The sequence below is a fragment of the Secundilactobacillus muriivasis genome (assembly GCF_054785195.1).
Genome location: NZ_BAABMI010000003.1, coordinates 42671 through 66409 on the forward strand (window position 1 = coordinate 42671; position 23739 = coordinate 66409).

Sequence of the window (23739 nt, forward strand, 5' to 3'; positions counted from 1 at the left end):
GTGTTTATTATATGAAAAAAATTTTCACAATTCAAGGGTTTTGTTGTAAAATGTTTACAAAAGATATGGGAGAGAATTAAATAAAGGGGGAACACCTATTTGGCACGTTCAGCAATTAGTAGTATTCGGTCGTACTATCCAAACCTCAGCCGATTACACCAAAAAATTGCCGACTTTATATTTGCACAACCGCAAATGGTAAGTGAACTGACGATCAGTGAGCTTGCCGACAAAGTGGGCGTTTCAACGGCTTCGATTTCGCGCTTTGCGAAGGCCGTCGGTTACAACAATTATCGAGAATTCAGTATGGATCTGGCCAATGTTCGGGCGGATATCAACCGGACGACCATGTTCAAGAAGATTCATCCTGATGATACCCCGAGTGTGATGGCGGAAAAAACCTTCCAGGCAATGATCGATGCCTTGATCTCCACGCAGTCGATTTTGCACGAAGATAAGCTTGAAGAAGCCGTGAACACCATTTTACATGCCAATCAACTGGCCTTCTTTGGGTTAGGGGGATCGTCCGTAGCTGCGTTAGACGGCTACCATAAATTTTTGCGAACCTCGATCAATAGTGAGTATTATCCGGACTTTGACGTTCAGTTAATGCAAGCGGCTAAGATGACGAGTCACGACTGCGCGATTATGATCTCACATTCGGGTGAAAATCAGCAGGCGTTAACGGTGCTGAAACAACTCCAGAATAACAAAGTGCCAGTCATCGCCATCACCAGTTATGGGCGCTCGTCACTGGCACAACGGGCGGACATTGTGTTGCTTTCGTTAGCTGATCAGGTGAATAAGAGTTCCGATGGGATGTATACCCTGATTGCCCAAATGGCCTTGATCGATAGTTTATTTACGATTGTGGCGGTTAAGCTCAGTAATAAAACCGAAGCCGTTATGGATCGGGTTCGGGAAGCCATTAACCGAACACGGACTTGAGACAATGATTGTTAGTGGTACACTTGATAAAAATCAGGTAACGGCTTGTTGACGTTGGCTGATTTTTTTAGTTTGCTGAAAAGGTAGCGAAGCCGATTCGAAAAGATTGATAAGAATTGATTCCAATTTGAGCGTTGATTGGTTGTCATGGTAGAATGAAACCTATAATGTAGGTTTTAAAACTTTTGGTGAGGTGTTGAGCATGAAGCAACGACAAATTAAACCAATCTATGCAAACACCTACCAGCAGTTACGGCATCAATATCACCGACGGCGGGCATGGCTGATCGTGCTCGTTTTGCTGGTGTTGATTGGTGGGTGGCTGACGTGGCGGCATTACCGACAAGCGCAATTGGATCGGTATCCAATTCGGGGAGTGGCAATTGATCAAGAAAACGGGTTCGTGGATTTTCAATTAGTCGAACAAGCTCACCAACAATTTGTTTACTTACACACAAGTTCTGGCGCCACCTATACCGATGATCAGTTCAAGAATAGTTATAACCGGGCATTAGGGTCCTCGTTATCAATTGGGGTTTACCACGTTTACAGTTTTTCAACGTCACCGAAAGCCCAATTAGCGAACTTCTCACAGGAGGTTGGACACAAAATTGGTAACTTGCCGATTGCGGTGCAAGTTGATTTTTACGATCAGTACAATGCTCACCGGTTGTCGACGCCCAAATCACGGCACCGCTTAAGTGAGTTTGTGCACTTAGTTCAACAACGGTATCATCGGCGGGTGATTGTTTGGAGTCCGAATCAAGTTTGGCAGACCCTTAAATCCGCCGCCATTGCGAAGCAACCACGGTGGGAGGTTTCAAACGGGGCGCGGAAATTAAGTCAGCAGGTTCTTTTCAATGAATTCGATAGTGATTGGTCGTTAAAACTTGGTCAACAAAAGCAGACGGTACCGGCAATTTACTTTAATGGTAGCCGTCATGAATGGAACCAACGTTATGTACGTTAGTCACTGGTTGACTGTTTTTAGAGCTGTGAAATAAAACTGCACAACTAATTAGTTATCATTTAAATAATGAGATGTATAACAAAATAGCGCTGTCGATCTCCAAATGGAAATCGACAGCGCTATTGTTATTAAAACACCTTAATAGGGGTGATATAATTCAGCGATTTTAAGTCGGATTAGGAAGAACGAAGTAGGCAACATCGTCTGCTTCGTCGAATAATTGCACGGGGACGTCGTGGTCCGCGGTGATCGTGATGTGGTAGCCATAGTGGTCGAGCAATACCAACGAATTATCGGTGAGTGACTCCACTTGAGCCGGAATGGTATGGTGATCGATGTTGACCGTTAAGTCAGGGCCAATCACTAACGAATGCGTTCGGGAGGTTTCAGAATGCTGAAGCTGCCACGAGCCAATAAAAATCATTGGCGAAACGGTGTGTTTTTCGCGGTTACGTCGATGACGATCAGCGGCGGGTTTGTGCACGAGGTCGCGGAGAAATGATGGGCTAAATTTGAACATATGTTTTGCACTCACACTACCGACCTCCTATTTATCCAGTTTAAAATAATATTAACATGTTTGTGAAATGATAACACTGGGTTTAACTTATTTTTAAAATAAAAAGCAGAAGTTGTTTATCATCTGCCGGTGAAACTGCTATCATGAAAGAAAAGCCTCAAGGGGGAACTAGTAAGATGATTAACTTTGGCATTATTGGGACCAATTGGATTACGCAACAATTTGTGGACGCAGCTCATGAATCGGGACTGTATCAATTAAGTAGTGTGTATTCTCGGCATCTTGATACCGCAAAAGAATTTGCCCAAAAGAATGGGGCAACGGAAACGTTTGATGATCTGACTGCATTTTTCGAACAGGGTCAGTTCTCAACGGTCTACATTGCCTCACCAAACAGCCTGCATTTTGAACAAGCCAAAATGGCGATCAAAGCGGGGAAACACATTATCGTGGAGAAACCGGCCTTCGAAAATTTGGGTGAAATGGCAAAAATCGAGGAATTACTAGAGCAACATCCTGAAGTGCTGTATTTTGAAGCTGCTCGAAATATTCATACGCCTAACTTTGCGGCGATTCAAGCGCAGGTTAAAAAGTTGCCAGTGATCCAAGGCGCAAACTTAACTTATATGAAATACTCATCCCGTTACGATAACGTGATGGCCGGTGAGGAACCCAACGTGTTCTCGCTGAACTATGGTGGTGGCGCCTTACAAGATTTGGGCGTTTACCCAGTTTACGTGGCCGTTACATTGTTTGGCATGCCCAACCAGGTCAACTACTTCCCATCATTGATTCAAACTGGCGTTGACGGCAAAGGGGTGGCAATTTTGCAGTACCCTGAATACAACGTGACGTTAAACTTCGGCAAAACCAGTAACTCAGTGATGCCATCCGAAATTTACGGTTTGAAGGATACCATCGTGATTGATGACGCCGGTGAGATCACTGATGTCAGTTACATTGATGCGAAGGGGGATCGTGAGACAATTAGTCAACCGGTGACCCAAAATCAGATGTTGCCGGAAGCCCGTGATTTTGCCCGGGTGATCAACCAACCCGATGCCCCGGCTAATCAAGAAGATTACCAACGTTGGTTTAATTTAAGCGTTCAGGTGAATAAAGTTCTGTTTAATCTACGTCAATCTGGTAAAATTGTATTTTACGATGAACGCGACAACTAATGAAGAAATGAGTGTGAGCAAATGCTACCACAATTTGAAACCCGTTTTAAAAAGTTAGGTTTTGACCAACTGTCACCAATTCAAGCAGCGGTCTACGAACCGTTGAAGGCCGGCGAAAGTGTTTTAGGACTGGCACCAACTGGTTCGGGTAAAACCCTTGGCTTTGTGATTCCAGTGCTGGAACGATTGACACCGGGGGCTGGCATTCAAGCGATGATCATTGCCCCTTCGCAAGAACTGGCCATGCAATTAACAAACGTGACCCGGAGTTTTGCAACATTGGCGGACTTGAAAGTGACGTCAATCACTGGTGGTGCGAACGTGAAGCGTCAACTTGAACAACTGAAAAAGCACCCGGATGTTGTGATCGGCACGCCAGGTCGAATTTTAAACTTATTGGAAGACCGTAAGTTAAAAGGCCATCAATTGAAGACCGTTATCATTGATGAAGCGGATGACTTGCTTGCCGGTGAAACCTTTGATGCAGTTCGGTCAATTTTGCAAGAAGCGCCGGCTGATGTGCAACTCGGGTTCTTCTCGGCCACTGAAACCGCCATTTTATCCGAATTGGAAAAGTGGTTTGGTCAACCCGTCACTCGGGTGGACGTTCGAGACATTGACGACACGCAGGGAGAAGTGCGCCACGGCGCTTTGGAAGTTTCTAATTTGAAGAAGGCAGCCATGCTTGGCAAGTTAGCGACCGTTAAGCAGTTTAAGGCGCTCGTGTTCTTTAACCACATTGGTGATCTCCAACAAACCAAGAGCTGGTTGATGCACAACCACGTTCCAGCAGCCGCTTTAACGGCTAACCAGCGTCAAACTGAACGGCAAAAAGCCTTAACTGATTTTCGGTTAGGGCGGGTTAAATACCTGTTGTCGACTGACGTTGCTGCGCGGGGGTTAGACATCGCCAAGTTACCAGCGGTGGTGAACTATAACCTACCAGCTAGTGAAATTACGTACACCCACCGAGTTGGTCGGACCGGTCGGATGGGTGAACCAGGTCAAGTTGTGAACTTCGGGAATGAACATGACTTACGTGATTTGAAGCGGTTATTACGCGAAACGGATTATGACTTGGTGCCAGTTTACTACCAAGACCATAAGCTAGTGACGCAGTTCAAAGAAAATCCGTCAAATCAGGCAAGTGCGTCAGCTGCACCACGACTCGTTCAACGTGGTCAAGCTGTTCCGGAAGGTGAACCCGAGTTAAAGGGTCAACCACGGTCAGTTGCACCGATGCAACCACGGATCCAACCCGTTGAAACCAAGAAGAAGCACAAGAAAAATAAGCATTCTAAGCGGAAAGGTATGCGACACAAGCGGACTGAAGAATAGGTTCGTTCCAAGCCGGTTCGCCGGGTTTCGTTTCAGTGTTGAATTTAAACCCAAACCGTGAGAAAATAGTTGATGGTCGTTATTGGCCCCATAGCACAACTGGATAGGGCACCCGCCTCCTAAGCGGATGATCCCGGTTCGAGTCCGGGTGGGGTCAGCAAGCGTATCAACGTAAAAGCGTCACTTCATTGTCAGAAACTTTCTGGCGGTGAGGTGACGTTTTTGTTGTCGTTTGTGTCCAGCGACAGTGTGCGGAGCGAGACGGGTTGAGAGCAGTGTGTAAGGTGAGTCCGGTAAAGGCGCCCGGATCTGGCGGGTTTACCGGACTCGCCTTACATGCAGCTCTCAGTCTCGCGCAGCACCATTCGGCGTGGTGGCCAGAAAGCGCGTGGTTGACAAATTTCCACAACTTCAGGAACTCTGGAAATGACAGTTTAAGTGGCGCCGAATTTTGTAGCCTGAACGAGCGCTTTTCAATGCGGCTTTGGCGAGCGAAGCGATGACAAACAGCCTTCACCCAAAATCCGCCCAACACTTACGCTGGACACAAGTGACAGCAAAAAAAAAGCGGATTACTAATCAACATAGCAATCCGCTTTAAAACTACAATTGTTCAGCAACATATTCACCAAATTCGCTAGTGCTTAAAATCGTTGCGCTATCAGTTGTGGCAAAGTCCATCGTGACGTGTTGACTAGTAATGGCTTTGGCAATTGCCTTGCGAATTTCAGTCGCAACTTCTGACCAGCCAAGGTAGTCGAACATCATTGCCCCAGACAAGATGATTGAGGTGGGATTCAGTTTATTTTGACCTGCGAATTGTGGCGCCGTCCCGTGAGTGGCTTCGAAGAGGGCATGGCCGGTTTGGTAGTTGATATTACCACCGGGCGCAATGCCAATCCCGCCAACTTGAGCGGCTAAGGCATCGGAGATATAGTCACCGTTAAGGTTCATTGTGGCAACGACTTCAAAGTTTTCTGGGTGTAACAGTGTTTGCTGGAAGAAGTTGTCGGTAATGACGTCGTTAACGATTAATTTACCGGCATCTTTAGCGGCCTTTAATGCCGCATCCGCAGCGTCGGCACCTTGGTCCGCCTTGAGTTGCGCGTACTGGTTCATCGTAAAGGCTTGTTCAGCGTAGTCGGTTTCAATCAGTTGATAGCCCCACTTTTTAAAGCTACCCTCAGTCTTTTTCATAATATTACCTTTATGAACGAGGGTCAGGGTGTGGCGGTTGTGCGCCAATGCGTGCTCAACGGCTGCACGGACAATTCGGGCTGAACCTTCACTTGAAATTGGCTTGATGCCAAAAGCTGCGGTTTCTGGGAAACGGACCTTTTCAAGTTGATTATAACGAGCCAATAGCTGTTTGAGGTCGGCTGCTTCATCCGTATTCACATCGGCTTCGATACCGGCATAGATGTCTTCGGTGTTTTCCCGGAAGACGTCGATATTCACGCGTTCTGGGTGCCGGACGGGTGATGGGGTACCATCGTAGTAAGTCACTGGACGGTAGCAGGCATATAGGTCCAATTTTTGTCGCAGCGTGACGTTGATTGACCGGTGTCCTTCACCAATTGGGGTTGTGAGTGGTCCTTTGATGCCGACTAAGTGAGTGCGAAGGGCGCTTAGTGTTTCGTCAGGGAGCCACTGACCGGTTTGTTGGTAGGCCGTTTCACCAGCAAGTAATGGTAGCCAGTTGACCTGACGTTTGCCAGCATAGGCTTTTTGAACTGCAGCATCGAAAACTTGACGAGCAGCAGCCCAGATTTCAGGGCCGATACCATCACCTTCGATAAACGGAATGGTGGGGTGATCAGGGGTTACTAATTGACCGGCTTGCATGTGAATGGTTTCAGTTGACATAATAGACATCCTTCTCTCTTATAGTAATTAGCTTAAGGCGACTAAAAATACAGCTAGCGTGACAAACGAACAAACAGTGCTCCAAAATTGAGTTGACGCCAGTTCGGATTCGTGAACGTTGAACTGAATGGCCAAGCTGGTTGGCATTGTTGCTGTTGGGATGGCCAGTGTCAAGACAACGATCCGTTGGAGTTCGGATCCGGCACCGGCGGCCATCATAATCAATAAGATGACGATTGGGAAAATCACGTTTTTGCCTAACACGGTTAACACGATTGGCACGTTGACGAGAATCTTTCGAGTGTATAAAACAATCCCAGTGGCGAAGATGGCTAGCCCACCAGCGCCCTTGCCGAGCAGTTCAAATGAGCCGGCAATCTGTTCGGGCATTTGCCACCCTAAGAGGGCTAAAATAAAGCCGAGGAGTGCAGCAACCACTAACGGTTTACGTAGGGTGTTGACAACGCGTGACCCCAGAGAACCGTCGCTGCTTAAAGCACCGAAAACGACGGGTAAGATAATGATGTTGATAATCAGGGTGCAGACCCCGATGGTGATGGCGCTTAGCGAATTCCCGAAAATGAGGGGGAGAATAGCTGAACCGATAAATGGTACTGACGGATCAGCCACGGACATGGCGCGCAGTGATGCAATATGTAGCTCGGTGTGAAGCACGTAACGGTAAACCAGTAATAGGAGGACGTAACAGCCAACCATGCTGACTAATAACCAGCCGGCGAGCGGAATATCTTGAATAATGATTTTCCGCGGCGTACTCCAGATGCCAGAAAAGACGCTGAGGGGTAACATGAAATTCATGACTAACCGAACGAATTTGCGGCTATCTTGATCATCAAAGTAGTCCCGAGCGGCGGCCCAGTACCCTAGCGCAATTGTGACGATGATGGGCAGTAATGCGAAAATTAACGTTTTGAGCAAACTATCATCCCTTTGTGTTATTAAAATTAGATTATAAACTATCTGATTTTATTTGCAATGGTATGATTAATTATTCATTAAATTCAATCATTTTTATTCAAAATGAATAAAGTGGTGAAAGGTTGATATGATGCGTGTTACGCTAAGTGGTTGCCTTATGGGATATTTAAAATATTCAAAGTTAATTGTTTTGTAAACGTTTATTAGTCAACTATTAAATTTTCAGTGTGATGAGATTGAATTTTATTCCAACTGAATTTTGTCGCAAGTTAAATTAAGATGAGAGTAATTGTTGACTTACAGTCATAAAAAACTAACGCCCAAATTCTAATTTTCAGAATTTGGGCGTTAACTTTGGATGATTCAGAAATAATTATTGGGCTTCCGCAACAACAAGGACGTTTGTTTGGGTGGTCCGAACGACACTGGCCGTGGTTGAACCAACGAGTAAGCGATCCATGGCATCCGTCCCAGATTTACCCATCACGATCAAATCAACCTTGTGGTCGTGGGGAAAGTCCTCCGCAATCACTTGCTTGGGATTACCGTGTAAAATTGCCGTTTCGGCAGTGATTCCTTGTTTAGCAGCGATTGCTTGCCCCTCTGCCAAAGCGTCTTTCGCATGGGTGGTCAGTTCTTCATAGTAACCGCCAGTATGGGCGATACCAGTACTGGTAACGGAATAGATCAGGCGTTTATCGTCAATGACGTTAACCAACGTCAGCTTTGCGTTGAAGGTTTTAACAAGTTTCAGCGCTTCGTTCAGCGCAAGTTGGGCGTTATGACTGCCATCAAGTGGTACTGCAATGTGTTGATACATTGTAATCAACTCACTTTCCGATGATTTAGTAACCACTTTCATTATACCGTGGTGACGTTGGTAACGTCCAGATGTGGCTCATCTGGGTTTGTGGTCGTGACCAATTAAATCAATTCAACTATCACGCTGAACCGTAGTGCCGGTGCGGGATTGCTGTATTTCAAGTTTAAAATATGGTATAGTTTTTGTGATAGAAAATGAGGGATATGCCGTGGAAAAATTAGACTTTTATAAACACCATATTGAAACGTCATTAATTGATATTATGAACACCCGGGCTCAGGATAATAATTTCGAGCGGCAGTGGATTCAGTTACACGTGCCGAACCGGGATCTTCAGTACGCGATTTCGCAACTCAACACGCTCAGTTTGAAGCTCCTGCGTCAGATCCAATTATTAGGACCAGTGAGTGAAGCCGACCTCGTTCAGGCCTTAGATTTAGGTCTGGGCGTGATCTCCAAAAACGTCAACAAGCTGGTTCGGTTAGGCTTCGCCAACAAAACGGGCGTGGTTAGCAGTCAGGCGGTCTACCAGCTGTCAAAAACGGGGAACCGAGTGGCGATGGTTCAAAAGCAACTCGATGACCTACTAGATAAGCAGCACGAGGAACTGGTGTCGCATTATACGCCCGAACAGTTGGAGTTGGTGGCGACTTTTTTGAAGGAGTTGCAGGAAGGGCATTAGCGTGCGGAACGAAGCGCTTAAAGAGTGGAGTACAAGGCGCCTCTAGTCATACTGCCCGGTTTTTGGGTAGTATGACTAGAGGCGCCTTGTATGCAACTCTTTGCTTCGTTCCGCACGTTTCGGCGTGGTGGCCTAAAGGCACTAATGACGACAAGCTACTGAACGAAAATAGAGCGACTAGTAGTTGAGCTTACGCTAAGCCGAAAAAAACGTCGCCGGATTAGTATACGTAACCGATACCGCATACAAACTCAATCGCAGTAAAAAACGGTCCAGCCTGATACTCACTATCAAGCTGGACCGTTTCATATTCATCAAGATTCAAGGCTTCTTAAAAATAAACCACTTCGAGAAAAAGTAATTCAACAAAATCACCACAACTTGATCAATAATCTTGACCAACAAAGCGTTACCCGACAGTAACGTGATCCCAATCCAAAGAATCAACATATCAATGACCAACGAAGCGAGTCGGAACCCGAAGAAGGAGAAGGTTTCCCACACAAAGGTTTTGAGTTCAAACGATTTTGAATGAAAGACCCAGAGCTTATTGGTAATGAACGCAAACAAAACGGACAGGAACCAGGCAATCGCGTTGGCAACCTGATAGTTCATGTGGTGATAAAGGGCGAAGAAGACCACCGTGTTGATGACAGTGGTTAAACCACCAAAGAAGAGGTAGCTGATCGCAGATTCGTAACGGTGGTAGAGGTTCATGATCGATTTCATTTTTTATAGTCCTAACTAAAGTGAATGACGCTATTTGCGTTCTTTAATGATGTACTTTGGGCGGTGCTTAGTTTCAAGGTAAATTTTATTGATGTACTCGCCGACGATTCCCAGACAAAAGAGTTGAATGCCCCCTAAAAGCAGGATGATGGAGACCATGGATGGCCAGCCGGCTACTGGATCGCCAACTAGGAGTGCGCGAACGACCACCACGATCAAACCGATAACGGCAAGAATAAAGGAGGCGCCCCCGACCCAGGTCGCAATTTTTAAAGGAACGTCGGAAAAATCAATGATCCCTTCGATGGCATAGTTAAATAATTGCATGAGTGACCAGTGGGTATCACCAGCCGCTCTGGGTTGACTCTCGTACGTCAGGTATTTAGTTCGAAAACCGACCCAAGAAAAAATGCCCTTGGAAAATCGGTTATATTCGGGTAGTGACGTGATCGCATCGACCATTTGGCGGGTCATCAAGCGGTAGTCACGAGCGTTGGGCTCAATATGTACCTCGGAGATGGCGTCGTTGATCTTGTAAAATTTAGTGGAGAGGTAGGCCCGAAACCGGCCCTGTCCCCGACGCTTCTTTTGAATGGTGCCCACACAATCGTACCCGTGATTTTCAATCAAGTCGATCATTTGCGGGAGTAGCTCTGGTGGGTCTTGTAAGTCAACGTCCATGACGGCGATCAAATCTCCGGTGGCGGCATCTAGTCCAGCTGCCAGTGCGGGTTCTTTGCCGAAGTTGCGTGAAAATGACAGGTAATGGACGGTTTCTGGATGCGCGGTTTGCAGTTGCTTGAGGATGGTCAACGTGTGATCACTGGAGCCGTCATCAATAAACGTATATTCAGGTTGATAACGTGGTTCGTCAGTGTTAATCGTGGCGAAAACCTTTGTGACCGCATCAAAAAAGAGCATGATGGACGGTTCCTCATTGTAGCAGGGAACAATCAGACTGACGGTGCGCATGGCAAATCTTCCTTTCGAACAGTTTAGGCTTTATTTTACGTCAAAAGGGGAGGGGGCGCAAATCTGTGGTATACAAGAAACTGAACGGTGTTTAACTGAATCAACTCGAAAGACGATGACTGACAATCGGTTGATATCATAGGGATTAGGCGGGTTAGATTCAAGTTATTTTGATGCGTTAGGTCGTTTGGTGAGGGTTGCGGCTGGTAATTCAGCGGGAAATCGTTGCTAAATCTTTACTTAATTTTTAGCTTAATTTCACGATCAAGCACGTTAAAGGTCGTGGTTGATAGCGGTTAATCAAAAAAATCTGCGAACCAGTTGGAATTTGGTATAATTGGGGGGACTATATTACAGACACGGAGGTTCACTATGGCACAACGAATCAAGGTAATGACGGTATTTGGTACCCGACCTGAAGCAATCAAGATGGCCCCAATTGTTTTAAAGATGGCGCAACAGCCAACGGTTTTTGAACCGGTTACTGTGGTAACGGCTCAGCACCGCGAGATGTTGGACCAAGTGTTAGCCATTTTTCACATTCAACCTGCGTATGATTTAAACATTATGCAACCTAACCAAACCTTGGCACAGATCACCAGCCGAGTATTAACTCAGTTGGATTCGATCATTGATACGGAAAAACCCGATATCATTTTAGTACACGGCGATACAACGACGACGTTTGCGGCCAGTGTGAGTGCGTTTTATCATCAAGTGCCACTTGGGCACGTTGAGGCTGGTCTCAGAACTTGGGATAAGTATTCACCATATCCAGAAGAAATGAACCGTCAGTTAACGGATGTGCTAAGTGACGTGTACTTTGCGCCAACAACGCTAAGTCAACAAAATTTGGAGAAGGAAAATCATCCCAAAGATGCGATTGTTGTGACGGGTAACACGGCAATTGATGCGCTTCAACAAACGGTTAGTGCTGATTATCATCATGCGGTTTTAAACGATATTGACCCCAACCAAAAGGTAATTCTATTAACCATGCACCGGCGTGAAAACCAAGGTGCACCAATGGAACGGGTTTTCAAAGCGATTCGCCAAGTTGTCGAGACGCATCCGGATACCGAACTCGTTTACCCAGTTCACCTGAGTCCCCGGGTTCAAAAGGTGGCACAACAAGAGCTAGCGGGCGTTGACCGGATTCACTTGATTGAACCGCTTGACGTGGTTGATTTTCATAATTTAGCGGCGCGGAGTTACCTGATCATGACGGACTCTGGCGGTGTTCAAGAAGAAGCCCCATCATTAGGTAAACCAGTCTTGGTGTTGCGAGATGAAACAGAACGGCCAGAAGGGGTGACTGCCGGCACGTTGAAGTTGGTCGGCACCGACCCGAAACGAGTAACGGAAGCGATGACGACCTTATTAACGGATGAGGCCGCTTATCAACGAATGGCTGAAGCGAAGAATCCGTATGGTGATGGCCATGCTTCCGAACGGATCTTGGATGCAATTCAGTCACGGTATGCGAAGTAATGGCTGCCAATGAGCCACAACCAACCAAGCATGATTGGTTGGCTTTTGTGAAGTTTTTCTGGCAACGGTATCTCCGTGCTAATATTGGTGATTCAGCAGCAGTGCTGTCCTATTACATGTTGCTGTCGGTATTTCCAATCATGCTGATTGCTGGGAACCTGATTGCCTACCTCAAGTTTGATACAACGCGAATTTTGAGCTATATCGAACCGCTGTTGCCAGAACCCGTCTTCCAGACCATGTCGCCCATTATCCGCTCGTTTTTGGAGCAGGGGAGTACCGAAACGTTCTCGTTAGGAATCTTGGTGACAATTTGGTCGGCTGGCCGAGCAGTATCGGCATTTCAGCGGAGTATTGATCAGGCGTATGGTATCAAAACGCCGAACGCGATTTTTAGCCGGTTTTTCTCGTTTCTGTTTATTTTGCTCATCATCATTGCGATTGTTCTGATTGGGTTGCTGTTTAGTTTGAGTGAGTGGCTGGGCGAAATTTTGAAACCATGGCTCTCCATTTCCAATCAGTTTACGGATCTGGTGGGCAGTGTCCGGTGGCCGATTTCGTTTGCGGGTATTTTACTGCTGAGTGCCGTTTTATACGCTGTGGTGCCATCGGCTAAGGTAAAGTTACGCTACGTGTGGCTTGGGGCACTGGTGACAACGGTGGGCTGGTTAGCGCTTGCTCAAGGCTTTTCGATTTATATTAGTTATTTTGCCCGGAATATCACGGGTTATAAAACCATTGGAACTTTCGTGGTGTTATTGATTTGGATGAACGTTTCTAGTCTGATTTTGTTGATTGGTGGCGTTGTGAACGCCACGATTCAAGAGTGGCGACAGGGGAAGATTGAAGCTTTGAATCTGTCAGAAACGCTTATGAATCAGGCCCGAACCCTGCATCGCAAACAACTGGCGGCTAAGAAACGGCGGCGGCCTAAGTCTAAAAAGGGTGCCGAACGGTCAGCTAAGCCGCGACGAAAGCAATAAAAAAATCCAGATGATTAAGTGCTAATCATCCGGATTTTTAATTTGGTAGTTAATTAAGCCGTTGCTTTTTCAACAAGTTGATGCGTAAAGGCATCGAGTTTTTCGATGTCGCTTTCGTCTGGTTCGAGGTCGATTTTAAGGTTATCAGCACCTTGGGTTGCGCCAGCCTTCTTTAAAGCTTCGCCAAAAGCGTCAACGGCAACACAGAAGTCATCCTCGTAGAAGACGTCGCCAGAACCGGCAACGCCGTAAACTTTGCCCGTTAAATCGATATCGGCGAGGTCATCGTAAAAGTCCATGCCTTCTTCTGGCAATTGACCTTCGTCGTAAGTGTAAGGACAAACAACGCAAATGTCAGCATCCTTAAAGTCATCGGCATCAGTTTGAGAAATCTCTGATTCGGTGACGTCGATCCCTAATTTTTCAAATTGTTCGCTGATAATATCAGCAATATCTTCATTATTACCCGTAATGGTTGCAAAAACAACGCGTGCAACAGTCATTGAACTCAGCTCCTATCAAGAAATCGTGTTAGCCTTAGTATAGCATAGTTCTCGTGGGAGAAAAGAGCCGCAATTTGGTGGAAAATACCGGGTGACTTACCTCAATCCCAATATGAAGCCCATTACACGATTGAAATCAAAATTAGAAAGGAATCCTCACTGCTTATGACGGATCATCATTTTAAACCAATTCGAATTACCGATGTCCCGGATCCTGATCAACCCGCTCGGCGACGTCAACCGGTCAAGCCACTGACAAGCAAACCGGAGCGTGCCAAACCAGCTAGACAGCGCGGTAGCATAGAAACGCGGCAACGTTCCAAGCAGCCCGTTAAGCAACGTGTTCAGTGGCTGAAAACTGCCGGTAGCGACCGAGTCGCTGAAATTGTGGCGCAACACCAGCAAGAAAAGCAGGGTGTCGTGACCAAAATTGAAGCCCAGAAGCGTCCCGGGCGTTATAACGTTTACGTTGACGATCGCTATGCATTTCCAATCAGCGAAGAAGTCATGTTGCGTTACCGGGTGTTTAAGGGCAGTGAAGTCACGGCTGAGTTGGCTAAAGAACTTGAATCAGCTGACAATGAGTCCAAGGCCTGGGATGCGGCGTTAACTTACCTGTCGTATCAGCAACGAACCGAAAAAGAAATTCGGGCGTATCTCGTTAAAAAGGAGGTCCCTGAAGCTTTTCACGACCGGGTCGTTGACCGGTTGAAGTCAGAACGGCTCCTAGATGATGCCCAATACGCTGTCAGCTATGTTCGGACGATGAAACGCACGAGTGATAAGGGTCCCAGCGTGATTCGGCGCCAACTTATTCAGCGTGGTGTTCAGGCGAACTTGATCGAAACGGCGCTGCAAAACGAATATTCGTCTAGTGAGCAACTTGATCAAGTCATGACGTTGATTGAAAAACTGAAACGCCAGTATCGCAAACAAACGCCATCGCTACAAAAACAAAAGGTCCATCAACGATTGATGGAAAAGGGGTTTTCTGGGGATGTCATCGCAAGCGGGTTGGCAGAAACCGAGTTTTCGATGGACCAAGACCTCGCTAATGAATTACTGGATGCGCAGGCGCAGAAACTTTGGCGGCGTTATGCTGGCAAGGCGCCCCGGGAACGACAGTTGAAGACTCGACAAGCGTTGTACCGGAAAGGGTTTGAGAGTGATGCGATTTCTGGGTGGTTGGCGGAGCGGGCGGATGAGTGAGCTGAGTTGGTTTAGCTGAAATCAGCCGGTTGGAATCTTGTCTGTGATATTGTGGAAATTGGCAACGATTTTCGGCTTGATGGTGACTGACAATTATTGAATTTAGTGACACGGTGGACGCGACTTCGGTTGATTTTTTGAGGCTGCCACGCCGAAACGTGCGGAACGAAGCAAAGAACTATGTGTAAAGGGACTCGGGTAAAACTGCCCAAAGGGCGTCCAGTTTTACCCGAGTCCCTTTACACGCCGTTCTTTAGGCGCTTCGTTCCGCACTCTGTCCTTTTCCCCCACCCTCACTTATGTTATAATGACAGATGAATTTTCATTAAATCATACCCGATGCTTGGAAAGTAGGGTTAATATGGCGCGCGAAGCTAGAGGACCTAAGGAAGGCGACTTCATTACGATCAAAAGCTATAAGCACGACGGAAGTTTGCATCGAACTTGGCGCGATACAATGGTACTCAAAACAAGCGAGAACGCCCTCATTGGGTGTAACGACCACACGTTAGTCATTGAAGATGATGGCCGACGTTGGGTTACTCGTGAACCGGCAATCGTTTATTTCCATAAACACTATTGGTTTAATGTCGTCGCAATGATTCGGGACAACGGGATTTCGTACTACTGTAACCTCGCGTCACCGTTCGTTTTAGACAAAGAAGCATTAAAGTATATTGATTATGACTTAGACGTTAAGGTTTTTCCTGACGGTGAAAAACGGCTACTCGATGTTGACGAGTACGAAGTTTTTAGCCGCCGCTGGAACTATCCGCCAGAAATTGACAAGATTTTGAAGGCAAACGTGCTGATCCTTGTGGATTGGATCAACAACCGCAAGGGGCCGTTTTCTAAAGAATACGTTGATTTATGGTATTCACGCTATCTCGAGCTTTCCCGCCGAAAGTAATGAGTTGTCGACTAAAACGAGGTCGGGCTGATGCCTGACCTCGTTTTAGTTTGAAATTAAGGAGGTGTGCGGATGCGAAACTGGTTGCAACAGTCAAAGCTCCTCTTCTGGACGCTAGAATTGCTAATTGGCGCAACGTTGATTTGGGTTTGTACCAAAATCGACTTTGTGTTTTCGCCAATTGGGACGTTTTTTCGGACAATTTTTATGCCCATTTTATTAGCTGGTATTTTGTTTTATCTATTAAATCCAATCGTAAAATTACTGCAACGCGTTAAGATTGGCCGTTTTCACTTTAATCGAACCGGTGCGGTAGCGGTGATTTTTCTGGCACTGGCAGGCATTCTAGTGGGTGGCATTGGTTGGCTGGTGCCACGGTTGATTCAACAGGTGGCCAACCTGATGAATCATATTCCAGCCATTGTTCGAATTATCCAACAGGGCCTAAACGACACCAATACTCATCTGAGTCACATCGAATGGCTCCAAAACGTTGATTTTCAACAGTACGCGGATCAGTTAGAAAAGGGGCTTTCGAATTACGCCCAGACCTTCATGAACGGCCTGACTAACGGCCTCGGAACCGTGATTGGTTTGGCCACCAGTGTGACGATTGTCGCTGTTACCGTGCCCGTCATGCTGTTTTACATGTTAAAGGATGGTCCCAAGTTAATGCCGGCGATTCGGCGGTTGTTGCCAGAAAAGCATGCGGACCAGACGATGACGTTACTGGTGAAGATGAGCCAAACTTTGTCCCGTTATATTGGTGGGCAAGTAATCGAATGCCTCTTCGTGGGCACGTTCACGTCAATTGGCTTTTCACTAATTGGTGAAAAATACGCACTATTGCTCGGCATCTTTGCCGGTATGTGCAACATCATCCCGTACGTTGGCCCCTATATTGGGGTGCTACCAGCGTTGATTGTTGGTCTTGAAAACGGCTTGATGCAGGTCGTTGCCGTGCTGATCGTAACGGTGATCGTGCAACAAGTTGATGGCAACTTCGTTTATCCCAACGTGATTGGCCGGAGTCTCAACATTCACCCCCTGACGATCATCGTGATCCTGTTAGTTGCCGGCAACATTGCGGGACTGATCGGGATGATTCTTGGCGTACCACTCTACGCCGTCGTCAAAGTGGTGGTGGGCTATATTTATCACATCTGGCGATTACCACAAGAAGCTGCCAGTCAAGATGGAAAGAACGTTAAAAATTCTTAAGGTTTGGTTAGGTCGATTAAGAATTCCCGTACCAGTTGTTTTGTTACGGGGTGTTTTATGCTATTATAGTCGAGTTAGGACTCAGCGAATTAATCCAATAATAGGTAAGCAGGAGATTTTTCATGAAAAAAGTAATTACGTACGGGACCTTTGATCTATTACACAAGGGCCATGTTAGACTATTGAAGCGCGCCAAGGCGTTAGGGGACCACTTGACGGTTTGCTTGTCATCTGATGAATTTAACGCCGTTAAGGGCAAGAAGGCTTATACGTCATACGAAGATCGGAAGTATATCCTTGAAGCGATCCGCTACGTTGATGAAGTGATTCCAGAAAAGAACTGGGATCAAAAAATCAAGGACGTTCAAGATAACGACATCGATATCTTTGTGATGGGCGATGACTGGAAGGGTAAGTTTGACTTCTTGAAGGATTACTGTGAAGTTATCTACTTGCCACGGACAGAAGGTATTTCAACCACCAAGATCAAAGAAGACCTTGGTTTGAAAGCTGAAGCGGACTGGAAAGAATAAGCAGCATCAATTAATGCTCGACACCAGAGTATAACTGCAATGGGCAAGGATTCTGGAGCTGAATCCTTGCCTTTTTCGTTAGGGTGTCGTTAATCAATAGGCAAAAAGTGAGGAAGCAGATGGAACAGGCATTCTTTTTGGTAACGTCACTTGCAGGGCTAAAAAAACTGACGTTCCAACAAAAAATTAAAGCGTTACTTGAAGAACACGTTCAAATTACGGCGTTGCTAGCAATTGTTCAATTTGATGAATATGAAATTGCTCGGCAAACGTTGCAAGCAATGATCAAACCAGAACAGGCTGCCCAGTTTGAGATTCGAACCATGGCAGAATTAGTGGCCAACACGCCAGGGGTTGCTTTGCGGGCAGAAGACCAATTTAATGATGATTTTGAAACCCTACCAAGCAAACAGTTTGCGACCCAAACAATCGCAAATGGCACGATTCACCGCTACATTGATGCGGGTGAGATCGTTGCTGAAACGGTAACGGATGCCACCCAAACGCCATTAATGAAGACCCGGTTAGTCGATAACCAACCCGTTCAAAGTGTCGTCTATGAAGATCAACGTCCTGCTGGGATGATGACTTATCAAGATGGTGTGATCGAACAAGCGATGTTACTGAACGCACAGGGCGAGCTCGTTTACCGGTTTATTCGGCACCAACATCCAGTGACCTATGCGTATAATATGGGCCGGACTTCTAAACTGGTGTTTACCAACCTGCTATCGGAAACTGACGATCAAAAGCACGTGGTTTATCAGGCAACTGAAGACCGCGCTGACTACGAGGTGATCGACCACGTCGGTTACCACCGGTTCAGTGATGCGTACGAATTTTACGCTCAGTTGTTGCAAACGACGGTTCCTGAGGGTGCGGAGATCTTTATTGACCTCAACGATAACCCCAAGCTAGTCGAGCACCTACCACAACAGTTGATTTTTAACTACTAATCAATCTTACAAGAAGGAGTCGTTCCGCGTGCGTGCGATATTATCAGGGCTACACCAAAAAAAGAAAAAACAAGAACTAGAATTTGAACTCATCGACGTTCCGGGATCCTTTGACCAATTGCGGGTCACGTTTCTTGAAACAACGAGTTTAGCGACCATTACGTTCCCAGTGACAAAGGTGATCGATAACAACCTTGTCCGGGTTCGCGTGGATCCAGAGCAACTTCAATTCAAAGCGTTTGATCAAAGTGAATTTACTTGGCAAATGTTTTTTGCCTTTGAAGCGAACTCAGAGCGGGTTATTCTGCAGGTTGAAAGTGAATATTTGAGTGATCGGCATCAGTTATCCTTGACGAGTTACTATCAATTTAACTCGGATTCTGAGGGCATGGCGACCTTTAACATTCACACGAAGCAGTCCGAAGATGAGTTTAGTATCAACTCGGTCAACTTGTTGAACGACCAGTTGCAGATTACCGGTTATAACCGGATCAACGGGCAACCAATCGTGGACCAAAAAGTGATTTTAAAGAGTCGTAATTCCGATGCTAACCTCTCTTACCCAACTGATAAGGGCAGTTTGCGGGGAATGTTTAACGTTTCGATTCCACTGTCTGATCTACCAACGGATTCCGTCGAAGATGTTTACATCCAGTACATGATCGGCACTCGTGAAATCAACCAACACTTGATTTTAGCGCGGTCGTTAGCAGGGCAAAATACCCAAGCAGTGTTACCCGGCGGTCGAATGGTGCTGATTGAAAAGAACTACCACAATGGCATCGTGATCAAAGAGTTCCCAGCACCATCATTTGGCGAAAAACTGGGTGCTGTACCCCAAAAGTTCCAGTCAGTATGGGGCTTGGGTAAAACCATCCAAGACAAGCTGAACCTGCAACGAATGCGGTGGTTATTCAAGTCTGGTCACCGACCATTTGAACAACCGACCATTGTGTTTGAAAGCTTTGGTGGTCGTCAGGTGAGTGATAGTCCGTACGCCATTTACCGGCTGTTTAGCGAACTATATCCTGGCTTTAACTTCGTTTGGTCAATTGATCGTAGCGTTAAAGGGTTCTGTAAAGCTAACAACATCCCTTACGTCATTCGGCGGACTTCCAAGTGGGTACGGACGTTAGAGAAATCCACCTACTGGATCAGTAACGCCCGCTTCCCAGCCTGGGTCAAGAAACCGAATTACGTGACTTACATTCAAACTTGGCACGGAACACCACTGAAGAAGTTGGGCTTAGACATTGAAAACGTGTCGATGCCGGGCACCACGACCAGCAAGTACCACGCGAACTTCGTTAAGGAAGCGAACCGTTGGGATGCACTGGTCTCACCAAATGATTATTCAACCCAAATCTTCCGGTCGGCCTTTGGGTTTAACAACCAGATTTTAAAGGTGGGGTATCCACGAAACGACGAACTCATTAATTCGTCGACAAGTGATATCGAAGAATTAAAGGTGAAGTTAGGCATTCCGTTAGATAAGAAGGTCGTTTTATACGCGCCAACTTATCGGGATAACCAATTCGCTGAAAAGGGTAAATACACCTTTGAATTGCCATTTAGCTTGGATGATTTCAAGCAACAGTTTGGTGAGGATACGGTTTTGATTTTACGGATGCACTACTTGATTGCTAACGCGTTAGACATTAGCGACTACACGGACTTCGTTTACGATTTCTCAAGTCATCCAGATATTTCAGACCTGTACCTCGTCTCAGATATGCTGATCACCGATTACTCATCCGTGTTCTTCGATTATGCCTACCTGAAGCGGCCAATTTTGTTCTATCCGTACGATTACCACTTGTACAAGGACGAATTGCGGGGCTTCTACCTGAACTACGAAAAGGACCTTCCAGGCGCCATTGCCAACAACGAGACCGAACTACTCGCTGGGGTGGCAGATTGCTTGAAGCAGCCTGATATGAGTAATGATAAGCAGTTTATGAAGTTCTACGACCGGTTCTGTGCGATCGATGATGGGCTAAGTTCCCTGAAGGTCGTCAACTACGTCGTGCACCAAATTGAAAAGAACGGTTAATGATACCGTAGTGAGATCCCAATGGTTAGTTGTTGATGACCAGTGGGATTTTTCGCTGTTACGTCGGTTAGTTTCTTACGGCGGTTAGCGACAAGCGATGGTTAATCGTGTTATACTAAAAAATAGCGTGATTTTGAACGATAGGTGAAAGGAACAACGATATGACATTATCCCAAGACGTCGCAACACGGCGCACATTTGCAATTATTTCTCACCCTGATGCTGGGAAAACCACCATTACCGAACAGTTATTGCTGTTTGGGGGCGTAGTTCGTCAAGCCGGAACGGTTAAGGCGAAGAAGAGTGGTAATTTTGCTAAATCCGATTGGATGGAAATTGAACAAAAACGTGGGATCTCGGTAACGAGTTCCGTGATGCAGTTTGACTACGAGGGGAAACGGATCAACATTCTGGACACCCCCGGACACGAAGATTTTTCTGAAGATACGTACCGGACGTTGATGGCCGTTGATTCAGCCGTCATGGTCATCGACTCTGCTAAGGGGATCGAACCCCAAACCAAAAAGCTGTTCCAAATCTGTAAGATGCGGGGCATTCCGATTTTTACCTTCATGAACAAGTTAGACCGTGATGGTCGCGATCCGTTGGACTTGATCGCCGAATTGGAAGAAGTTTTGGGCATCGAAGGTTACCCAATGAACTGGCCAATTGGGATGGGTAAGGAATTGAAGGGCTTGTACGACCGTTACCATAAACGGGTGGCCTTATTCCGGGCTGATTCTGATGAAACCACGTATTTGCCATTAGACGAAAATGGGGATATCAGCGATGATCAACCATTGAAGACCAACTCGTGGTACCAAGATGCGCGGGACAACATCGAGTTGATCGAAGACGCTGGAAACCAGTTTGACATGGATAAGATCGCCAGTGGGGATCAAACGCCAGTCTTCTTTGGGTCCGCTTTGGCGAACTTTGGGGTCAAGACGTTCTTGGAAACGTACCTCCAATTTGCGCCACAACCAGCAGCCCACCATACCCAAGAAGATGATGACGTTGAACCAACTGATGACCAGTTCTCAGGGTTTGTCTTCAAGATTCAAGCCAACATGGATCCGAAGCACCGTGACCGGATCGCCTTTGTGCGAATCTGTTCTGGGATGTTCAAACACGGGATGGATGTGACGTTGGGTCGGACGGGTAAAACCATGCGGCTATCCAACGTGACCCAGTTTATGGCGGACACCCGTGAAAACGTGGATACCGCCGTGGCAGGGGATATTATCGGCCTCTACGATACCGGTAACTACCAAATCGGTGATACGATCTACACTGGTAAGCACAAGCTTCAATTTGAAAAGTTACCACAATTTACGCCAGAACTGTTTGTGCGGGTCTCAGCGAAGAACGTGATGAAGCAAAAATCGTTCCACAAGGGAATCCAACAACTGGTTCAAGAAGGGGCCATTCAACTGTACACCTCTTATACGACCGGGGATTACATCCTTGGGGCCGTTGGGCAACTTCAATTTGAAGTGTTCCAGTTCCGGATGAAGAACGAATACAACTCGGACGTTGTCATGGAACCAATGGGCCACAAGATTGCTCGCTGGATCGATCCAGAACAACTGGACGAACGGATGTCATCAAGCCGAAACTTACTGGTCAAGGACTTGAACGAGGAACCACTGTTCTTGTTTGAAAACCAGTTTGCGGAACGTTGGTTTAAGGATAAGTATCCGGACGTGACGTTGACGGCGAAGTTGTAGTTTATCGATAGCTAATAGTTAAAAACGTGATCTGAAAGTCGATGATTGACTTTTAGATCACGTTTTTTGTTGTCGCTTGTGTCCAGCGTAAATGTGCGGAGCGAGACGGGTTGAGAGCGTAATGTAAGGGCACTCCGGTGAAAGCGCCCGGGTCTGGCGGTTTTATCGAAGTGCCCTTACATGCAGCTCTCAGTCTCGCGCAGCACCATTCGGCGTGGTGGCCAGAAAGCGCGTGGTTGACAAGTTTCTATAACTTCAGGAACCCTGGAAATAACAGTTTAAGTGGCGCCGAATTTTGTAGCCTCAACGAGCGCTTTTCAATGCGGCTTTGGTGAGCGAAGCGATGACAAACAGCCTACACCCAAATCGCACCCAAATCGCACCCAAATCGCACCCAAATCGCACCCAAATCGCACCCAAATCGCACCCAACACTTACGCTGGACATAAACGACAACAAAAAACGCAACAGGCATATGAACTAGCACTCGAAAATAAGCCGTCAGAGTTGAAAGTTATCAGCCTGTTACGTTTTTGTTGTTTATTGATAAATCACGCATTAGTGAAGCACTACTTGAGCGAAGGGCTATTCACCGAAATTGTGGCTTCAAGAACGTAGTGGCGAATGTGCTCATGCGCATAGGCCAAGGCATCATTGAAGTACTTGAACAGTTGATCAACCGTTCCGGTTAATTCAGTGGCGTAGTGCATGCTGGTGGGGTTGAGGCCTTGTTCTTTGGCAAGATCAACGATGGCGCCGATTTCGTTCATATAATCGTTATCACCAAAGGCGTAAAACGAGTATTTGCAATGAACGTTAAAGTTTTGAACTTGGCTTGCATCAACTAGGTCAACCACCTCAGCGTTCAAATAACGGTCAGCGTCGACGTCGCCGGGACACCCTTTGGAAAAGGTGAGTTCAAATACTTCGTGGACGTTTTCGCGATAAGAAAGCTGAGTCGCCGCTTTGACCACGTTGATCACGTTTTGTTGATTACCGCGGTATGTCGTACTGAATAGGTCAGTCTTGGACCAGACGGGTAGGGATTGCTGATTTAATTGATTAATTGCGGTTGTGATGATATCGACAAATTGGTCGCTCATCGGATAAATGCTAAGTTTGCAGCCGGTAATATCAATGGAACCGTCTAAATTACAAAGTGGTGCTGTCATTGGGAATACC

Annotated in this window: 22 protein-coding genes and 1 tRNA gene; 15 read left to right on the forward strand and 8 right to left on the reverse strand. The window is 46.4% G+C overall.

Going from position 1 to position 23739, the window contains the following annotated elements; translation table 11 throughout:
* Positions 1-99 precede the first annotated feature (99 nt).
* Both ACYVR3_RS00350 and ACYVR3_RS00355 read left to right on the forward strand, forming a co-directional pair.
* A complete protein-coding gene (locus ACYVR3_RS00350; protein ID WP_054736938.1) occupies positions 100-948 on the forward strand; it encodes a MurR/RpiR family transcriptional regulator in 849 nt (282 codons plus the stop codon).
* 202 nt (positions 949-1150) lie between these two features.
* Complete coding sequence (locus ACYVR3_RS00355; RefSeq protein WP_461242651.1) at positions 1151-1918, forward strand: GH25 family lysozyme; 768 nt, start codon at positions 1151-1153, stop codon at positions 1916-1918.
* Positions 1919-2084: 166 nt separating this feature from the next.
* Here the strand turns inward: ACYVR3_RS00355 and ACYVR3_RS00360 are convergent, their stop codons facing one another.
* Entirely contained in the window at positions 2085-2453 is a 369-nt protein-coding gene (locus ACYVR3_RS00360) for a DUF4828 domain-containing protein (RefSeq protein WP_082405117.1), read from the reverse strand.
* Positions 2454-2614: 161 nt separating this feature from the next.
* Here ACYVR3_RS00360 and ACYVR3_RS00365 point away from each other — a divergent pair, with 161 nt between their 5' ends.
* The 3 genes from ACYVR3_RS00365 to ACYVR3_RS00375 all read left to right on the forward strand — a co-directional run bounded on the left by ACYVR3_RS00365 (position 2615) and on the right by ACYVR3_RS00375 (position 5114).
* Complete coding sequence (locus ACYVR3_RS00365; RefSeq protein ID WP_461242652.1) at positions 2615-3619, forward strand: Gfo/Idh/MocA family protein; 1005 nt, start codon at positions 2615-2617, stop codon at positions 3617-3619.
* 21 nt (positions 3620-3640) lie between these two features.
* Complete coding sequence (locus ACYVR3_RS00370) at positions 3641-4957, forward strand: DEAD/DEAH box helicase (RefSeq protein ID WP_461242653.1); 1317 nt, start codon at positions 3641-3643, stop codon at positions 4955-4957.
* Positions 4958-5041: 84 nt separating this feature from the next.
* A tRNA-Arg gene (locus tag ACYVR3_RS00375) sits at positions 5042-5114 on the forward strand.
* Positions 5115-5560: 446 nt separating this feature from the next.
* Here the strand turns inward: ACYVR3_RS00375 and icd are convergent.
* From icd to ACYVR3_RS00390, 3 genes are all read right to left on the reverse strand, one after another.
* Complete coding sequence (gene icd / locus ACYVR3_RS00380) at positions 5561-6823, reverse strand: NADP-dependent isocitrate dehydrogenase (RefSeq protein WP_461242654.1); 1263 nt, start codon at positions 6821-6823, stop codon at positions 5561-5563.
* Between the two features lie 27 nt (positions 6824-6850).
* Complete coding sequence (locus ACYVR3_RS00385; protein ID WP_461242655.1) at positions 6851-7762, reverse strand: AEC family transporter; 912 nt, start codon at positions 7760-7762, stop codon at positions 6851-6853.
* Positions 7763-8135: 373 nt separating this feature from the next.
* A complete protein-coding gene (locus ACYVR3_RS00390) occupies positions 8136-8582 on the reverse strand; it encodes a universal stress protein (protein WP_461242656.1) in 447 nt (148 codons plus the stop codon).
* 211 nt (positions 8583-8793) lie between these two features.
* Between ACYVR3_RS00390 and ACYVR3_RS00395 the strand changes: the two genes are divergently transcribed.
* Positions 8794-9267: a hypothetical protein gene (locus ACYVR3_RS00395; RefSeq protein WP_461242657.1), complete on the forward strand. Its 474-nt coding sequence runs from the start codon at positions 8794-8796 to the stop codon at positions 9265-9267.
* A 321-nt stretch (positions 9268-9588) separates the two neighbouring features.
* Here the strand turns inward: ACYVR3_RS00395 and ACYVR3_RS00400 are convergent, their stop codons facing one another.
* Positions 9589-9996 (reverse strand): GtrA family protein, encoded by a 408-nt coding sequence (locus ACYVR3_RS00400; protein WP_054735756.1) that lies wholly within the window; start codon positions 9994-9996, stop codon positions 9589-9591.
* Positions 9997-10026: 30 nt separating this feature from the next.
* Positions 10027-10968 (reverse strand): glycosyltransferase family 2 protein, encoded by a 942-nt coding sequence (locus ACYVR3_RS00405; protein WP_461242658.1) that lies wholly within the window; start codon positions 10966-10968, stop codon positions 10027-10029.
* Between the two features lie 372 nt (positions 10969-11340).
* Here ACYVR3_RS00405 and wecB point away from each other — a divergent pair, with 372 nt between their 5' ends.
* A complete protein-coding gene (wecB, locus tag ACYVR3_RS00410; RefSeq protein ID WP_461242659.1) occupies positions 11341-12459 on the forward strand; it encodes a non-hydrolyzing UDP-N-acetylglucosamine 2-epimerase in 1119 nt (372 codons plus the stop codon).
* The gene (locus ACYVR3_RS00415; protein ID WP_461242660.1) at positions 12459-13442 is read left to right on the forward strand and encodes a YihY/virulence factor BrkB family protein; all 984 of its coding nucleotides are present in this window, start codon (positions 12459-12461) and stop codon (positions 13440-13442) included. Before wecB ends, ACYVR3_RS00415 begins: the two co-directional genes overlap by 1 nt.
* Positions 13443-13495: 53 nt before the next feature.
* Here ACYVR3_RS00415 and ACYVR3_RS00420 read toward each other — a convergent pair whose 3' ends face one another.
* Positions 13496-13945 carry a flavodoxin gene (locus ACYVR3_RS00420; protein WP_461242661.1) on the reverse strand — a complete coding sequence of 150 codons (450 nt, stop codon included), beginning with the start codon at positions 13943-13945 and terminating at the stop codon, positions 13496-13498.
* Positions 13946-14110: 165 nt separating this feature from the next.
* Between ACYVR3_RS00420 and recX the strand changes: the two genes are divergently transcribed.
* The 7 genes from recX (at position 14111) to ACYVR3_RS00455 (ending at position 22557) form a co-directional block, all read left to right on the forward strand.
* Positions 14111-15154, forward strand: a complete 1044-nt coding sequence (recX, locus tag ACYVR3_RS00425; protein ID WP_461242662.1) for a recombination regulator RecX — start codon at positions 14111-14113, stop codon at positions 15152-15154.
* A 361-nt stretch (positions 15155-15515) separates the two neighbouring features.
* The gene (ntdP, locus tag ACYVR3_RS00430) at positions 15516-16064 is read left to right on the forward strand and encodes a nucleoside tri-diphosphate phosphatase (protein ID WP_054735775.1); all 549 of its coding nucleotides are present in this window, start codon (positions 15516-15518) and stop codon (positions 16062-16064) included.
* A 72-nt stretch (positions 16065-16136) separates the two neighbouring features.
* The gene (locus ACYVR3_RS00435) at positions 16137-17285 is read left to right on the forward strand and encodes an AI-2E family transporter (protein WP_461242663.1); all 1149 of its coding nucleotides are present in this window, start codon (positions 16137-16139) and stop codon (positions 17283-17285) included.
* Between the two features lie 122 nt (positions 17286-17407).
* Complete coding sequence (gene tagD / locus ACYVR3_RS00440; RefSeq protein ID WP_057152250.1) at positions 17408-17818, forward strand: glycerol-3-phosphate cytidylyltransferase; 411 nt, start codon at positions 17408-17410, stop codon at positions 17816-17818.
* A 119-nt stretch (positions 17819-17937) separates the two neighbouring features.
* Positions 17938-18774 (forward strand): hypothetical protein, encoded by an 837-nt coding sequence (locus ACYVR3_RS00445; RefSeq protein ID WP_461242664.1) that lies wholly within the window; start codon positions 17938-17940, stop codon positions 18772-18774.
* Positions 18775-18802: 28 nt separating this feature from the next.
* Positions 18803-20827 carry a CDP-glycerol glycerophosphotransferase family protein gene (locus ACYVR3_RS00450; RefSeq protein ID WP_461242665.1) on the forward strand — a complete coding sequence of 675 codons (2025 nt, stop codon included), beginning with the start codon at positions 18803-18805 and terminating at the stop codon, positions 20825-20827.
* A 161-nt stretch (positions 20828-20988) separates the two neighbouring features.
* Complete coding sequence (locus ACYVR3_RS00455) at positions 20989-22557, forward strand: peptide chain release factor 3 (protein WP_057152248.1); 1569 nt, start codon at positions 20989-20991, stop codon at positions 22555-22557.
* A gap of 569 nt (positions 22558-23126) precedes the next feature.
* Here the strand turns inward: ACYVR3_RS00455 and ACYVR3_RS00460 are convergent.
* Positions 23127-23729: a YkoF family thiamine/hydroxymethylpyrimidine-binding protein gene (locus ACYVR3_RS00460; RefSeq protein ID WP_461242666.1), complete on the reverse strand. Its 603-nt coding sequence runs from the start codon at positions 23727-23729 to the stop codon at positions 23127-23129.
* Between the last annotated feature and the right edge of the window lie 10 nt (positions 23730-23739).